The sequence below is a fragment of the Sorangiineae bacterium MSr11954 genome, assembly GCA_037157815.1.
In the GTDB taxonomy this organism is placed as follows: domain Bacteria; phylum Myxococcota_A; class Polyangia; order Polyangiales; family Polyangiaceae; genus Pendulispora; species Pendulispora albinea.
The window spans coordinates 1,431,158-1,446,306 of record CP089984.1 but is presented as its reverse complement, the minus strand read 5'-3'; the positions used below and the strand labels follow the sequence as shown (position 1 = coordinate 1,446,306).

The following is a 15,149-nucleotide window of genomic DNA, read 5'->3' as shown; positions in this document are numbered from 1 at the left end:
CCTTGCGCGGCACATGCTTGCCCCGCGCACTTTCTTGTCGGCCTTGGCCGGCGTCCTGGCGTTGCTCGGCTCAACCGTAGATGCACGCGATGCACGAGCCGCCGACGACATCTCCGTCGATACGCGAAGCTGGCGACCCTCGACCGATCCTTCCGCCAACCTGGTGCTCGAGCCGGTGCTCACCCCCGGTCCCTGGAACTGGAACGCCGGGGCGTGGTTTCACTACGCGCTGAACCCCGTCGAGCTCAAGGTCCCCGGCTCCGACGACAAGCTGCGGCCCGTCGAGCACGCGGTTGCCACCGACGTCACCTTGAACATCGGCCTGGGCAAGATCGCGTCCGTGGGCGCGCTGGTGCCGGTGGTGCTTTACCAGAGCGGCCAGAGCGCGGCCTCGGGAGCGTCGTCCTTGCCCAAGACGGTCATGGGGGACGTGGGCCTTTACGGCAAGGCGGCCTTGGTCCCCAACGATCAAGGCGGCTTCGGGCTGGCCGCCATCGGAACGGCGCTCCTTCCAACGGGGGCTCGCAACGGCTTGCAGGGCGATGGCAGCACGCGCGTGGGGGTGCGACTGCTTGCAGAATACACACTTTTGATCATCGGCTTCCAAGCGAGCCTGGGCTTCGATTTTCGCACGGCCGAGCGGGTCTGGAACGATCCGAGGACGGGGCCCGTTCGCTTCGGCTCCAGCGTGCCATGGACGGTGGGCACCTTGCTGCGTCCGGGCATTTTCGGGCTGGATGGCGACAATCGGCAGCTCTGGGAGATCGCGCTTCACGGCTCCTTGCCGGTATCGCCGGTGGGGCCGTTCGGGGCGGGGGATCCGGGCAGCGCGCTCTTGAGCCCCATGATGCTCGCCTTGTCCGATCGGGTGGCGATCGGGCGCGATCGCGATATCTCGCTCATCGGCGGGGTCGACATCGGGCTCACCGCGGCCATCGGCGTCCCCACGGTGCGCGGGATCGTCGGCCTCAGCTGGGCGCCGCGCGAGCACGATCAGGATCGCGACGGGGTGCCCGACGACGTCGATCAGTGCCCGGAGATCCCCGAGGACCGCGATGGGTTCGAGGACGGCGATGGGTGCCCGGAGATTGACGACGATGACGATGGGATCGTCGATGCCGAGGACAAATGCCCGAGGGTGGCGGGGGTGGCGCAGCCGGGGAGCAAGAATGGTTGCCCGCTGGAGAAGGGCGCGCCGGAGGGTGTGCCACCTGGCGAGGGGAAGTGATGGGGGCGCGGGTGGGCCGGCTTGCGGGGGTGCGCCGGATTGCGCGGGCGCGGGCGGGTCGGCTTGCGCGGGCGGGTCGGCTTGCGCGGGCGCGGGCGGGTCGGCTTGCGCGGGCGGGTCGGCTTGCGCGGGCGCGGGCGGGTCGGCTTGCGCGGGAGCGTCGCGTTTCGCGATTGCGTCGCCTTGCGCGGGCGTCGTGTGCGCGCGGTGTGGGGGTCGTGCTGCTCGTTTTGGCGGTGCTGGCGTTGAGCGGGAGCGCGGGGGCGCAGCGGAAGACGCCGCGGCCGGCGGGTGGGGGCCGCGCGCGGCCGGCGACGGCGGAGGCGCGCGGGCTGGAGCCGACGGCGGATTTGAAGGCGCACTTCGGGCTCGATCTGGTGGAGCGCCTTTTGCGCTCGCCCGACGCCGATGATCGGCTGCGCGGCATTCTGCGCGCCGAGACCTTGGGAACGCCGGAGGCGATGGCGCGGCTCGTCGATGCGGCCGACACGTCGGGGCCGTCGCGGACGGACTCGCGCGCCATGGTGGAGATTGCGCGGGCGCTCGCGCCGTTCGCCGATCGCCCGGCCGCGCGCGCGGCGCTGGTCAATTTGGTGAACGCGCCGAATCCGTCCACATCGAACCGCGTTTCGTCGTCGCGGGCCGACGATGCCTCGGGCGCCGGCGATGCCGACCAGCTGGCGCGCTTGGAGATGGCGCGGGGAACGGCCGCCCTGGCGCTGGCGGCGACGGGCGATGCGCTGGCCGAGAAAGATCTGTTCACCATCGTCCGCACGGGCGGCGCGGGGCAAAAGGCGGCGCTGTCGGCGCTCGCGGCGTATCCGCCGAAGGGCGCGGCGCTGCTCGATGCATCGCTGGTCACGCCGGCCATCATCCGGCTCGCGGTCCGCACCGGCGATTTGCGGAGCCTCGATGCGCTTCGCCAGGCGGCCCGCTCGATGGATCCGCTCACGCGCGCGGCAGGCATCGCAGGGCTGGGCGAAATGGGGGACGGGCGCGGTGCGGCGGTGGCGCTCGCCGGCATGGGCGATGGCGATCCGCGGGTGCGCGCCGCCTCGGCCAAGGCGCTGGTGCTGCTGGACGCGCCCGAGCGGTTCGCGGCCGTGAAGAAGCTGATCGGCGACGATGCGACCTTGGCGCAAGGGATCGAGCTCGCCCGCAGCGCGCAGGACGACGCCGTGTCCAAGCAGCTCCTGGTGCGGATCGACTCGCCCATCGACGTCGACGCGAAGCGCGCCGCGGTGGCGGCCCTGGGGTGCGCAAGTCACGCGACGCAGGCGCTGTCGGCCCTCGGCGCATGGCTCGCCACGCCGCTGCTCGCGGGCGATGCGGCGCATGCCCTCGCGCGCTCCCCGATGCGCGAGGCGCGAAGCGCCATCGACAAGGCGCTGGCGGATCCCGCGACCCGGCGCCTCGGTGTTCGCGCGGCGCTGGTGCGCGTCTTGGTGCGCGGCGATCGGGAGCGGACGGGCGTTTTTTCGCGCACCATCGCGCAAATGGCCGAGGCGCGGGATGGCGCCGAGCGGGCGCTGGGCGTGTTTGCGCGCCTCACCTTGGGTGAGGGCTCGCTCGAGAAAGGGCTCGCCGATCCGGATCCGCGGGTCCGAAGGGCGGCGGTCCTGGCGTCGCTCTCGGACGCGCAGCGGGGCGCGCGCGAGCACGTGCTGGAGCGCTTCGCCCGCGAGCGCGATCCGGCGACCCGGACGGCGCTCCTCGCGGGGCTCGCCTTTGGCGACGACGCGGGGCGGGTGACGACGTTGGAGCTGCGCGCGCGGGCCGAGGCGAAGGAGCCCGATGCGCCGCTCGCCGCCCTGGTGCTGGCCCAGCGGGGCGACGCCAAGGAGGACGCCAATGTGAACGCGCTCCTCGGGTCGTCGGATCCGCTGCTGCGCGCGCACGCGGCGCGGGGCCTTGGGACGTCGGCCGCGCCCGATGCCGTGGGGAGGCTCGCCGCCGCGTATGCCTACGAGCCCGATCCGGGCGCGCGCTACGCGATGCTGCTCGCCATCGCCTCGCGCACCGGACGCGACCTGGAGGCCCCGGCGCGCCGGGAGACCCTGCGGACGGCGTCGCGCCTCGATCCGGACGACGCCGTGCGCGATCTTGCCGCGCGGACGCTTCAAGGTGCGCCGCCGCCTCGGCCCGCCACCCCCAGCGATGTGAGCTGGCTGCGCGCCACCGGGGCCGACGGCGGAAAGCCGCCGCCCGAGATGCTCGCTACCTTGGTGCGCGCCGATGGGCTCGCGCTCCCCATCGTCTTCGACGACGAGGGCTATGCGCTGGTGCCCGGGGTCCCCGCGGGCACGGGGCGTTTGATCCTTGCGCCGCGGCTCCCGTCGTACGAGGCTGCTCGCCCATGAGCGCAGCATCCGAAGGCCCGCCGCCCACCTCCGCGTTGAAATCGGGGGGCGAGCCGCCGCCTACGCCTCCTGTATCGGGGAGCTCCGAGCCTTCGTTCGAGCAAGCGGTCCGTCAGCTCACGGAGATCGTGCAAAAGCTGGAACGGGGCGATCTTCCGCTGGAAGAGTCGGTGGCCCTCTTCGAGCAAGGCGTGCGCCTCTCGGCCATCTCGCAGCGAAGGCTCGACCGGGCGCAAAAGCGCGTGGAAGAGCTCCTTCACGTGGATGAATCCGGCCGGGCCCGCACGGCGCCGTTCGATACCAGCGGCGACACCTGAGGCACCTCGGGACGTGGGCGCACGCCTCGGAACCTGGGCACCTGAGCAGAGAGATCGCCGGGTTTTTCGTCCGGGAGGAGCACCGTGCTACAACGCGTTCTTCTCCCGTGGAAAGTAACAAGCGCCAAGGTCCGCCGTTTGCTGTCGAGATTCCCAAGGGGAAAAGCGATCAACCGTCGTGGCTTGGAATCGGCGGCATCGCCATCGTTTGCTTCGCCGTCGGCGTGACATGGCCGAAGGTGATGGGCGTGCGCATCGGGCCCAACGCGCCCGCCGAGGCCACGGCCGCCGCTGCCAGCCGCGCCCAAGCGGCGGAGGCAGCCAGCGCCGCTTCCTCGGCTTCGGCCGGCGCCCCGGCTGCGGGTGCGCCAGGCGCAGCAGGCGCGGCCACCCCTGCTGCCGCATTGAACGCGCAGGCGCCCGCGGCGGCGGCGCCCGGTCCCGAGGTGCTCGTCAAGAACGGCGTTTTGCTCGCGTGCCGGACGGACAGCGGGGAGTCCATCAAGGGGCTCGGGTGCGGGCCGATTGCGTTCGACGGGATCGCGCAGCCGCGCATCAAGCACCTGTCGCAGTGCGCCGCCGCGCAAGGCGCCGAGGGCAAGCTCGGGGTCATCTTCAACTTGGACTTCCGGTCCAACCGAACGACGTTCTCCATCGGCCGCTCGTCGAATGTCAAAGACTCCGAGGGGCTCATCGCCTGCCTGAAACAGAGCTTCGAGTCGGTGTCGCTCTCCGCGATCGCACACGAGCACCCGACGTACGCGCTCTTGTACAACGCACACTTCTCACCGCCCCGCATCCCCGCGGGCCGCACCGCATCGGCCGCCGCGCCCTCGATCAACGCACCCCCGGCGTCGACCGCGCCCGGCACCCCGGCCCGGCCCGCGAGCTCCGTGGGCGCGCCCGACTCGGCGCAGATCGTGTGGGAGGTGGCCATCGTCCGCGACCGCCCGCGCACGGGCCAAGTGGTCGCGCGGCTTCCGCGCGGCAGCGCCGTGCGGGTCGGCCCCGGGCAGGACGGCTGGTTCCAGGTCAAATACGGCGATTCGTTCGGATCCGAAGGTTGGCTCTACCGCGCCGCCATCGGCAAGTGACGCCGGCGGGGCGCGGTTCGAGGCAGCGCGCTCCTCGGGATGCGCTGCTTCGAGGGCGCCGCGCTACTTGTCCTTGACCGTAATCCCAAGGACCAAAATGCCCCCTTGGTGGCTCTGCCCGGCGACGAAGAACGGCTCGTTGGGCGACGCCGTGACCTCGATCTTCTTGAGGAACGTCTCGCCTTTGGGGCCGCCGATGCTCGCGGCCAGCCGGTAGCGGGTCGGCTTGGCGGTCTTCTCGATGAACGAGAGCTCGAGCTTTCGACCGTCGACCAGCGGGTACTCGAGGGGCGCCCCCTTCTTCAAGGACGCCGACTTGCGGTCCAAGAGCCGGTAGGTGTTGTACGAGCTGAAAGGCGGCTTTTTGAGCTGCGGCAGGTTCCCGATGCTCGGGTCGATGATGCCGCCGCCCGGCTGCTGCGTGGCGTGCAGCACCAGAATTTCGGTCTTGGCCGTTTCGTCGGCCTGGGTGTCCGCGGTCTGCGCCGAGGCCACCGATGTGGAGGTCATCGCCACCGCGCCGGCAACGAACGCCGCGAGCGAAACGGAGGCCACCGAAACGGACAGCGCGGTGAACGTGCGAGAGCGCATCACTTGGAGGTTCCTGGCTTGTTGTCGCCGATCCACACCACGATACTCGATGCCGTCGGGGCCGAGACGGAGGGAACGTAGAAGACGGAAATCTCGCGCTGCGGCGACTCCACTTGCTCGAGCTCGACCCCGCTGGACGTGACCTCGACGTCGCCCTCGCCCTTGCTCTCGACCGAGGGGCTCGCCGCCGCCAGCGCCGGATCGGTGCTCTCGGCCGGCGTGGGTGCGGCGGATGGCTCGATGGGCGGCGCGAGCGCCGTCTGGGTCGCGGACGGCTCGTCGTCGAACTTCGGCACGGGACGGAAGAAGAGAAACCAGACGGCCGCCATGGCGATCACGGCGGAGACGCTGCCCGCGGCGATGGCCCTTCGGATCCGGACGGCTTTGGGCACGTTGGCCACCCGATCGGGATCGATGCGCGCGGCCTGCGCCATCACCGAATCGACGATGCCATCCACGCTCTTCGGAACGGGACGCGCTTTCTCCGAGATGGCCACGCAGTCCGAGAGCGTTCGGAACTCGTCGACCAGGCGCGCGGCCTCCGGATCGGAGGCGATCCAAGCTTCGACCCGCTCGGCGGCCTCGCCCTGGAGCTCACCGTCGGCGTAGGCCATGAGATCGAAGAGCGCTTCTTGCCCCAGGGGCGCGCCGCTCCGTGCTTCGTTCATGACGGCGTTCCCCCCTCGGATTCATCGTGCTCGGCGGCGGCGGGCCCCGCGGCGTTTTCGGGTGGCGCACCCACCTGCTCCGCATAGCAGTCCGCCAAGGCTCGCTGGAGCTTCTGGCGTGCGTGAAATAGGCGGCTCATGATCGTACCTTTTGAAACTCCCATGGCCTGCGCCATTTCTTCGTAGCTCAGACCTTCGACTTCTCGCATCACGATGACACCCCGGTGGTAGGGCGGCAGCGCTTCGAGCGCTTGCTGCAATCGCGCTCCAATTTCACGGCGGCGTACGACGTCGACCGGATCGGCCCCTTCCACACGGCTCACGAACGGAAACAGCGCCTCCTGATCCTCCTCCTCGTGACGCCCTTCGTCGACATCGCTGGCCTTGTGGCCAGGTTTCCGGAGAAGGTCGATGCTGAGGTTGGTGATGATGCGGTAAAGCCAGGTAAAGAAGCTCGAGGAACCCTGGAAGCTATGCAGGCTCTTGAAGACGCGCAGAAAGGCGTCCTGAACGAGCTCCCGGGCGTCGTTTTCGTCGCGGACGAGGGCAAGCGCGATGGCGAATGCGCGCCGTTGATGCCGTTCCACGAGCTGTCGGAACGAGGCCATGTCACCTGCTTGTGCCCTGGCGATGAGTTCGCGGTCCTCCTCTGCTTCTTTTGCCCTCTGCTCCTTGTTGGACGCCGCTATCCCGCGCATATTCACCGCCGCCGCCGACCTTGCCCGTGGGCCATCCAAAGGTTTTGCTGCCGGCACATCGGAAACGACGCGCTCCTGCTCCTCGGCCTCCTCGTGCCCCTCGTTCAGGGCGAGCGACGGCCGGGACTCCGACGACGGGTGAACACTCACCCCTCTACCCATAGTTTCGCCCGCCGAAAGGCACAAGAGCCTGCGGCGTCCGGCAGAAGGCGCAAACCGCCGTGATCAACGCGAATAAACGGGAATGACGCGAATCATGCGAACACCGCGACTACGGCAGATTCGGCGCGGGCGCGAACCGACGCTGCTGCTTGCCGAGCTCTTTGTCCTGCAGCTCGATGAGGGTCACCTTCAAGTCGAAGGCTTGCCCCTGGCGGAGCACGCGAAGGGTGACCGTTTTGCCGACCCCCGCCGTGCTGGCCAACCATGTGAGCAGCGAGCCGCGCTCGATCGGCTGGCCGTCGAAGGCCACGATGACATCGCCCGGCTTCAAATCGGCTTTGTCGGCCGGACCGTTGGGCATCACGTACTCGATGATGGCGCCCTTGTCGTCGGTCAGTTTGAGCTCCGTGCGGTCCTCCGGGGCCAGATCGTGCACATCGCGGATGCGCACGCCGATGGCGCTGCGGGTGACCCGGCCGTCTCGAAGCAACATCGGAAGCAGCTGCTTGACCATGTTGATGGGGATCGCAAACCCAATCCCTTGCGCGCCGCCGCCGCGGATGGCGGTGTTCACGCCCACGACCTCGCCGCGCAAATTGAGCAGCGGCCCGCCCGAGTTGCCCGGGTTGATCGACGCGTCGGTCTGCAGAAAGTTGTAATAGCCGGCCGGATCGAGGGGCACATCGTCGCGCGTGCGGCCCTTGGCGCTGATGATTCCCGCGCTCACCGTGTGCGAAAGACCGAACGGGTTGCCGATGGCCACCGTCCAATCCCCCACCTCGGTGCTGTCCGAGTCGCCCAGCGGCAGCGGCTGAAACACCGGCTTGTCCTTGGCCTCCAGGCGAAGCACCGCGACATCGGTCCGCGGATCGCGGCCCACGAGCTTGCCCGGGTACTCCCGGTTGTCCGCGAGGCGCACATTGATGACGTCCGCGCCCTCGATGACATGGTTGTTCGTGAGGAGCGTGCCGTCTTTGTCGATGATGAAACCCGTGCCGAGGCCTTTGGTCTCGCGCCGGCGGCCGCGCATCGAGAAGCCCGGAAACGACTCGACCTCCTCGCCGATGGTGGCGATGGTCACCACGCTGGGATCGGCCTGTTTGGCGATCGGCGCAAAGCTGAGCGGCCCGCTCTTCACGAGCTCCACCCCGCTCGCTGCCGCCGGCTTGGGCACGGCCACGACCCCACTCGGCACCGGCACCGCGCCCGAGGGCAGCGCCTCCGCGGAGGCACCGCCGGCGCTCTTTTTGCCGCATCCCGTCATCGTGAGCGTGAACATAGCGGCGGCGGCCATGGCGAGCACGAACACCCGCGAGCGCCCGGCTCGAGCCGGAAGAAACCCACGTAACGATTGGAAATCACCGTTCATTTCCGCACACCCATCTCTCTTCTCTTCCTTCTCTTCTTCTTCATCCAGTGCGAAGCACCCTCGTGCAACCGCACGAGCTCGCCGAAGGCGAAGGGGGAGGCTCGAACCACAGATTCGAGGGGGCACAGCCCCACAAGACGGCCGAAATGAAAGCCACCATAACGATTACACGGGGCTTGGCTCAGCTTTGAGCTCGGATTGGGCTCGGAGGAGAGCCCAAAGCGTCATTTCGAGAGCTCCACGAAGCGCATGCGAAGGTCGAAGAGAATCTGATGAAGGAGGCGTTCCTCGTCCCCCGTCAGATTGCCCTTCGTCTTTTCTTCGATGAGCGCAATCAAATCGATGGTCTGCCGGGCGAGGGGCAGGTTCTTTTCCAGCCGCTTCGTATCCGGATGCGGCGCTTCCCCCAGGTGGAGAAGCGCGGAGTGGCTGAGCGACAGCACGAACGTCGAAAAATCGATGCTCGGCAGCTCCTCGGGCGGCTTCTGGCTCACGACGGCTCGCCCGCGTCTTCGTTGGTGTCGCTGTCGCTATCGTTCTCGTCGCCGCCGTCGGTCTCCTTCGCGACCTCCTCGGAAGCTTCGTCCTCGTCCTCGTCCTCCTCATCGTCTTCTTCTTCGTCGTCCTCCGCGGCCGGCGTCGTTGCCGATTCGACCACCGGCGCGGCTCCACTGGCCACCGCGGGCGCCGACGCTTGCACCGGCGCGGGGGCCGACGGAGCGGGGGCGGCGGGTGCAGAAGGTGCGGGCGCCGGGCTGGGGGCGGCCGCAACGGGGGCAGGTGCCGGGGCAGCCGCGGGCGCGGGCGCAGGTGCCGCAGGTGCCGGGGCGGCCTCTTGAACCACCGGGGCCGACACGGGAGCCGATGACACGGGGGACACGGGGGCCGGTGCTACGGGCGGGGGAGCCGGGGGCGGAGGCGGCGCCGCAATGCGGGTGCTGGCAGGCGGCTCGTGCGCGGGGGCCAGCCGCTCGGGCGCCACGAACGAGGGCGGCGGCGCGGGCTCGCCGGCGAGGGCGGGCTGCGAAAGGGCGACGGGCTCGGCGTTGTCGGACTGATCGGAGAGGCCCGTGAGGTGCTTTTCGATGTCTTTCTCGGTCAGAACGCCATTGCGGAGGTTGCGCTCGCGAACGCGGATGTCCCAATCCCAAGAGTTGATGACTTTGTTATTGCTCATGAATTTTCCTAAAAGCAGGGGCCGTTCTCAAAAACGAATCAGGGGGGCCTTTTATGCCGGCCCGTAGCTTGGGAAATCCCGCGGCGCGCCGCGGTCATCGTCAGGGCGTCTTGCGGCCAAGTGTAACCAGCTTCTCCGGCGATGGATCGCTGCCGCCATCATCGTCGTCATCGTCCTCGTCGCCGTCCGCGTCTTCGTCGTCCTCCTCGAGGTCTTCGTCGTCCTCGTCGTCATCGTCATGATCGTGATCGTGGTCATGATCATGGTCGTGGTCATGATCATGGTCGTGATCATGGTCGTCGTCGTCCTCGGCGGCTTCCTGCTCCGCTCGAGCCTGTTCGATCTCTTCCGGCGTGGCGTCGCGTACGCCCTCGACCTTGATGGAATAATGAAGGTCGACGCCCGCCAGGGGGTGATTGGCATCGACCCGGACGACGTCTTTCTGAATCTCCACCACGCGCATCGCGAGCTCTTCCCCCTGGGGGAACTCGGCGACGAACTCGTCACCGATGGCGACAGCGGCGGGATCGGGGAACTCGCTCCGATCGATCATGAGCACGAGCTCTTCGTCGCGCTCGCCGAAGCCCTCTTCGGCGGGGATCACGATGTCCTTGGCGTCGCCCACCTTGAGGCCGGCGAGCGCCGCCTCCAGACCTGGGACGAGCGTTCCGTAGCCGTGGACGTATTGGATTGGCTCTCCCCCCTCGACGGTGCTCCCATCGATGATCTCGCCACTCGGCGTGCGGAGGGTGTAAGCCACGGTCGCGTAGCTGTTGGCCTGGATGGTAGCTGCCATTGGGGCGGACTCGTAGCGTAAAGTGGTGCAGCCCGCCAGAGGTTTCGCGGCTAGCTCCGCCGCTCGGCCCGCTGCTCCTCGTCGGTCCACGGGTCCTTGTCGGCGTCGAGACGGGCTTCGATCTCTTCTTCGTCATCGAATGCCGCCCGCGCAACCCGGTCTTGCTCCGGAAACGCGGCCGGCTCGACCCGAGCGCGCGCGAACGATGGCGATTTTTGCGGTTCTTCCGCCCCCTGCCCGTGCTCGCGCGCCCGCTCACGCCCGCCGTCACCCGCTGCGAGGCCGCGGGTCGCGCCGCTTGTCGCGTCTTTTGCGCGCGCCAGCGCAAAAACGGCGTGCTTGCCGGACGCCCGGACCGCGCGGGCGGCCCTGCGCAGGGCATCCCCGAAGAGGAGCGAAAGAAGCAGGAGCACCACGGGCACGACCAGACGCAGCGCCAAGGTCACCGCCACCTGCGCGATGGTCAGGCCCACGAGAAAGAGCGCCTGCACCGGAAATGGCAGCCCATGGTGGTGCCCGCGGGCGCGGCGCGCTTCCAACTGGGCGGACCGCATCTGCCAGGCGCGCGCTTGCCACTCCGCGCGTTGGACGGAGTGCTCGAGCCGGCGCCGAATGTGCTCTTCGCGTTTGCGTTCCTTTCGGGACAGCGCGGCGCGGCGTCGATTGGCCTCCCAGACTTGCCACGCCTGCAGCTTGCGGAGCGCGTCCCAGCGCTCTTTCTTCGCCTGCTTCTCGATGCGTGCCCACTCTTTCCAATCGTCCCAGGGGCCGCTCCAATCGTCTTTTTTCCCCTGCGCTCCCCGCTCTTGCCGCTTTTTGTCGGACTTGGGCCCCTCGGCGGCCACTGGAAAAATCCGCTTCGCCCTGCGATCGGGATCCGGCTCCAGCATCGACGCGAGCGCGCGCCGCAATGGGCCACCGATGCGAAGGCCCGAGAGCGCGCGCTCCACATCGATGCCGAGGCCGCGGTGCGGCAGATCTTCGGGCTCGCGGCCGGTGAGCACGCTCAACGCGGTGGCCGCGACGGCATACACATCGGAGACGGGCATGGCGCGACCTTGGAATTGCTCCGGCGCCATGTAGCCGAAGGTGCCGACCACCGTGCTGCCGCCGCCGGGTTTCAAGCGATGGAGCACGGCGCCGAAGTCGATGAGCGCAAAGGAGCCGTCGGGCCTTCGAATGACGTTCCCCGGCTTGATGTCGCGGTGCACGATGGGCGGGGTGCGCCCGTGCAGGTACGCGAGCACCTCGGCGGTGTCGCGCAGCAGCTGCAGCGCGAAGGCTTCATCCATCGGCACCCCGCGGCGCCGGAGCTCGGCCAAGCTCTCGCCCTCGATCTTCTCGGTGACGAGGTAAAAGGCGCCGCCCTCTTCGAAGTGCTCCACATACCGGGGCAGCCGCGGATGATCGAGCGACGAAAGCACGGACGCCTCGCGTTCGGCCAGCTCGACCTCCTTCCAGCTCTTGGCGCCTTGCAATCGAAAGCGCTTGAGGACGACGAGCTTGCCCTCGCGCTTGTCGACGGCTTCGAGCGAGGCCGCCTGCCCCCCTTCGCCCAGCATGCGCACAATCGCGTAGCGGCCGTCGCGCAGGGAAGAGGGGAGTTGCTCGTCCGTCATGGGTCAACGAATGACATAATGCTGCCGCGCACGTTCCGCTACGGGTGCGATGGCCCGCCCGGGGCGCTGGGATTCCCCGCGCGGCCAAGGGCGCCGGGATGCACGATGCGGCCCGCGATGGCGCTGGCCGCCACCACCAGTGGACTTGCAAGATACACCTTTCCCGGCCCGCTCCGGCCGGGGAAATTCCGATTTTGCGAGCTCACCGTGATTTGATGGGGCGAGTCGCTCACCCCCGGTCCGGCTTTGATGCACGCGCCGCACGAAGGGTCGACCAGCTCGGCGCCGGCGCGGCGGAAGATATCGAGGTAGCCGCGGCTCTCGGCGTAGCGGCGAATGTCTTGGGAGCCGAATTGAATGTAGAGGTGCACGCCCTCGGCCACGCGCTGCCCTCGCTCCACGGCGGACTGGAGAACGGCGGCGTACATATCCATGTCGGCCTTCTTGCCGCCGGTGCACGAGCCCCCGTAGGCAATGTCGATCGTCACGCCCTCGTGCAAGCTGTCGATGGGAACGCCGTTGCGGGGATCGCCGGGGGTGGCGACCATGGGGGTGAGCGATGCGAGGTCGATCTCGAAGGTGGCCACATAGCTGGCGCCGGGATCGGCCTTGACGATGCGGGCGCGAACGCTCTCCGGATCGAGGCCGCGCTGCGCGGCGAGGTAGCTCACGACCGTCTCGTCGGCCTCGATGATCCCGGTGAAGCCGCCCGCCTCCACGGCCATGTTGGTCAGGGTGGCGCGCTCGTCGAGCGGGAGCGCGGCGACGCCATCGCCGGCGAACTCCAGCACCTTGCCGATCCCCTGCCCGGTCTTGAAGAAGGGCTGGCTCAAGACGTGGAGCATCACGTCCTTGGCGCACACGCCCGCGGGGAGCGCGCCGCGCAGCACGAAGCGCGCCGTTTCTGGGACGGTGACCCGCACGTCTTTCGTGAACCATGCGTTGGCCATATCGGTGGAGCCGACGCCAAAGGCAAAGCACCCGAGCGCGCCCGCCATGCAGGTGTGCGAGTCGGTTCCGGCGACGAGCTGCCCGGGGAGGGCGATCTCCTCGATGACCTTGTTGTGGCAAATGGCCTCCGAGCCCACGAGCTCCCCATCGCGCCGCACCTCGCCGTAAAGCTTGACCCGGTGGCGCTGGCTAAAGGTCTCCTGCACGGTGGCCAGCTCCCGCGCTTGCGCGTCGAGGCCCATATCGCGGTGGGCGTTCGACATGACCCGATCGAGGAACGTGAGGTGATCGCGAAAGGCGTAGACGCTCTCGGGCTCGACCACCTTGGCGTCGTCCCCCAGCTCGGCGCGAAAGATGGCGTCGGCCATGGGGGTGACGTACTCGTGCGAAAAGCGAACATCCGTGCGCGCAAAGAACGCATCACCCGGCTTCACGGCCGCCACGCCGAGGGTGCCGCGGCTCGCATCGACGATGGCGTGCGCGGCGAGGATCTTCTCCGCCAAGGTCATGGGGCGGGGCGCGGTGGTGATGGCGGGGGGCGTGGTGCGGCCGGCCATGCGGGCGCGGTTGTAGGCGAAGAGTCCTCCGTGCTCCACGACCGCGGCGCTGATGGGATCGAGCCCGCGCGTAAACTCCTCCATGGGAATTTCTTCGCCGCGCGCGATGCGGGGGACGAGCCCGAAGTCGGTGCTGGTGAGCAGCCCGATGTTCTGCGCGTTCTGGCGATAAATCTTCTCGATGCTCTTGGCGATGACGAGCTTCACGCCCGCCTTCAACTCGCTGTAGGGCGCGGTCTCGCGCGAGGAGCCGCACCCTTTGGAGATGCCGCTGACGATCACGCCAAAGCCGCCGTTCTTGATCTGATCGCGCCCCACCACGCCGCCGCGCAGGCCCACCAGGCAATAGCGCGCGAGCGTCTCGTCGTAGTAGTAACAAACCCATCCGGGGGTGAGCTCGTCGGTCGAGATGTTTCCGAGCAGGGCGCGCTCGGGATCCCAATCGAGATCGCCACCGGCGAGCTGGGCGGCCAAGAGGGCGGGGTCTTCGGTGAGCTGCAGGATTTTGCCGTCGATTCGAACCGATTGGGCATGCAGAACCATGGATCGATCTTTTAGCATCCCGCCCACCCCGCGTGGTGCGCATCGCCGTTTTGACCACCAGCTATCCGGAGAGCCACGATGACGCATCGGGGCATTTCGTGCATGCCGAGGTTCAGGAGCTCACGCACGGTGGCGCTTCGGTCGAGGTGTTCGTGCCGCGCGGCGCGGCCTTCGGCTGGCCTGGCGTGGCCGCGCGCATCCGCGAGCAGCCGCTTCGTGCGCTGAGCATTCCGGTGGCCATGGCCCACCTGGCGCGAAGGCTTCGCGCGGCCGGGCCCTTCGATCGCACCATCGCGCACTTTGCCATTCCAAGCGCGCTGCCGCTTGCGCAGGTCGCGCGGCAGGGCGGGGCGCTGGAGATCGTGTCCCACGGCGGCGATGTGCGGCTCCTTCGGGCGCTCCCGCACCCCGTGCGGCGCGCCGCGGTCGATGCGATGTTGCGCCGCGCGCAGTGCTGGCGATTTGCATCGGACTCGCTGCGCGCGGACTTGGCGTCGTCGCTGCCGGCGGATCAGGCGCGCGCCTTGGATCGCATCGCGCGGGTGGTGCCGCCTTCGTTTCACATGCCGGAGATCGCGCGCGAGGTGGAGGCGCTTCGTCGCGCGAATCCGAGCCTGGGTCGCACCGAGAGCGCGGCGGGTTCGGGCTCACCGCCGCTCTGGGTGTGCGCTGCGCGGCTCATCCCGAGCAAGCGCGTGGACTGGGCGATCGAGCATGCCGCGGCGCAACGGGCGCACTTGGTCATCGTCGGGGACGGGCCCGAGCGGCCGCGTTTGGAGGCGCTGGCCCGTGGCGCGCGCGCACGCGGCGCGAAGGTGCAGTTCCTCGGCGTGCGCCCGCGGCGCGAGACCTTGGCGTGGATCGCGGTGGCCGACGCCGTGGTGCACGCTTCGGAAGCGGAGGGCCTCTCCACGGTCGTCCGTGAAGCCGAGGCCCTCGGCACCCCGATCGTCGGCCCTCCGTGGGCGCGGCGCTGACTCCGTGAAGCCCCGCGGGCTCGGCGCAGAGCCGCGGCCCGC

Annotated in this window: 14 protein-coding genes; 5 read left to right on the top strand and 9 right to left on the bottom strand. The window is 69.0% G+C overall.

The genetic code is table 11. From position 1 onward, the window contains the following. Positions 1-13 precede the first annotated feature (13 nt). The 4 genes from LZC94_05895 to LZC94_05880 all read left to right on the top strand — a co-directional run bounded on the left by LZC94_05895 (position 14) and on the right by LZC94_05880 (position 4,999). The gene (locus LZC94_05895) at positions 14-1,228 is read left to right on the top strand and encodes a thrombospondin type 3 repeat-containing protein (GenBank protein WXB16807.1); all 1,215 of its coding nucleotides are present in this window, start codon (positions 14-16) and stop codon (positions 1,226-1,228) included. Between the two features lie 218 nt (positions 1,229-1,446). Beyond that, entirely contained in the window at positions 1,447-3,588 is a 2,142-nt protein-coding gene (locus LZC94_05890) for a HEAT repeat domain-containing protein (protein WXB16806.1), read from the top strand. After that, positions 3,585-3,905 carry an exodeoxyribonuclease VII small subunit gene (gene xseB / locus LZC94_05885; protein WXB16805.1) on the top strand — a complete coding sequence of 107 codons (321 nt, stop codon included), beginning with the start codon at positions 3,585-3,587 and terminating at the stop codon, positions 3,903-3,905. Before LZC94_05890 ends, xseB begins: the two co-directional genes overlap by 4 nt. Before the next feature lie 107 nt (positions 3,906-4,012). Further along, positions 4,013-4,999: a hypothetical protein gene (locus LZC94_05880; protein WXB16804.1), complete on the top strand. Its 987-nt coding sequence runs from the start codon at positions 4,013-4,015 to the stop codon at positions 4,997-4,999. 63 nt (positions 5,000-5,062) lie between these two features. Here the strand turns inward: LZC94_05880 and LZC94_05875 are convergent, their stop codons facing one another. The 9 genes from LZC94_05875 to LZC94_05835 form a co-directional block, all read right to left on the bottom strand. After that, positions 5,063-5,593, bottom strand: coding sequence for a hypothetical protein (locus LZC94_05875; protein WXB16803.1), 531 nt, complete (start codon positions 5,591-5,593; stop codon positions 5,063-5,065). Further along, entirely contained in the window at positions 5,590-6,258 is a 669-nt protein-coding gene (locus LZC94_05870) for a hypothetical protein (protein WXB16802.1), read from the bottom strand. The genes LZC94_05875 and LZC94_05870 overlap by 4 nt, the downstream gene beginning before the upstream one ends. After that, a complete protein-coding gene (locus LZC94_05865; protein ID WXB16801.1) occupies positions 6,255-7,106 on the bottom strand; it encodes a sigma-70 family RNA polymerase sigma factor in 852 nt (283 codons plus the stop codon). Before LZC94_05865 ends, LZC94_05870 begins: the two co-directional genes overlap by 4 nt. A gap of 121 nt (positions 7,107-7,227) precedes the next feature. Then, positions 7,228-8,412: a trypsin-like peptidase domain-containing protein gene (locus tag LZC94_05860; protein WXB16800.1), complete on the bottom strand. Its 1,185-nt coding sequence runs from the start codon at positions 8,410-8,412 to the stop codon at positions 7,228-7,230. A 299-nt stretch (positions 8,413-8,711) separates the two neighbouring features. Continuing rightward, positions 8,712-8,981 (bottom strand): DUF1844 domain-containing protein, encoded by a 270-nt coding sequence (locus LZC94_05855; protein ID WXB16799.1) that lies wholly within the window; start codon positions 8,979-8,981, stop codon positions 8,712-8,714. Beyond that, entirely contained in the window at positions 8,978-9,664 is a 687-nt protein-coding gene (locus LZC94_05850) for a hypothetical protein (protein WXB16798.1), read from the bottom strand. Before LZC94_05850 ends, LZC94_05855 begins: the two co-directional genes overlap by 4 nt. 100 nt (positions 9,665-9,764) lie before the next feature. After that, complete coding sequence (locus tag LZC94_05845) at positions 9,765-10,460, bottom strand: peptidylprolyl isomerase (protein WXB16797.1); 696 nt, start codon at positions 10,458-10,460, stop codon at positions 9,765-9,767. 50 nt (positions 10,461-10,510) lie between these two features. Beyond that, a complete protein-coding gene (locus tag LZC94_05840; GenBank protein ID WXB16796.1) occupies positions 10,511-12,079 on the bottom strand; it encodes a serine/threonine protein kinase in 1,569 nt (522 codons plus the stop codon). A 38-nt stretch (positions 12,080-12,117) separates the two neighbouring features. Continuing rightward, positions 12,118-14,130, bottom strand: coding sequence for a 3-isopropylmalate dehydratase (locus LZC94_05835; protein ID WXB16795.1), 2,013 nt, complete (start codon positions 14,128-14,130; stop codon positions 12,118-12,120). 35 nt (positions 14,131-14,165) lie between these two features. On the opposite strand from LZC94_05835, the gene LZC94_05830 reads away from it, so the two are divergent. Next, positions 14,166-15,107: a glycosyltransferase gene (locus LZC94_05830; GenBank protein ID WXB16794.1), complete on the top strand. Its 942-nt coding sequence runs from the start codon at positions 14,166-14,168 to the stop codon at positions 15,105-15,107. Positions 15,108-15,149: the final 42 nt, after the last annotated feature.

Bases quoted from the DNA above. Each gene is read 5' to 3' on its own strand.
- LZC94_05895 (WXB16807.1), top strand. From the start codon at position 14: ATGCTTGCCCCGCGCACTTTCTTGTCGGCCTTGGCCGGCGTCCTGGCG.
- xseB (WXB16805.1), top strand. From the start codon at position 3,585: ATGAGCGCAGCATCCGAAGGCCCGCCGCCCACCTCCGCGTTGAAATCG.
- LZC94_05870 (WXB16802.1), bottom strand. From the start codon at position 6,258: ATGAACGAAGCACGGAGCGGCGCGCCCCTGGGGCAAGAAGCGCTCTTC.
- LZC94_05860 (WXB16800.1), bottom strand. From the start codon at position 8,412: ATGGCCGCCGCCGCTATGTTCACGCTCACGATGACGGGATGCGGCAAA.
- LZC94_05850 (WXB16798.1), bottom strand. From the start codon at position 9,664: ATGAGCAATAACAAAGTCATCAACTCTTGGGATTGGGACATCCGCGTT.
- LZC94_05845 (WXB16797.1), bottom strand. From the start codon at position 10,460: ATGGCAGCTACCATCCAGGCCAACAGCTACGCGACCGTGGCTTACACC.
- LZC94_05840 (WXB16796.1), bottom strand. From the start codon at position 12,079: ATGACGGACGAGCAACTCCCCTCTTCCCTGCGCGACGGCCGCTACGCG.
- LZC94_05835 (WXB16795.1), bottom strand. From the start codon at position 14,130: ATGGTTCTGCATGCCCAATCGGTTCGAATCGACGGCAAAATCCTGCAG.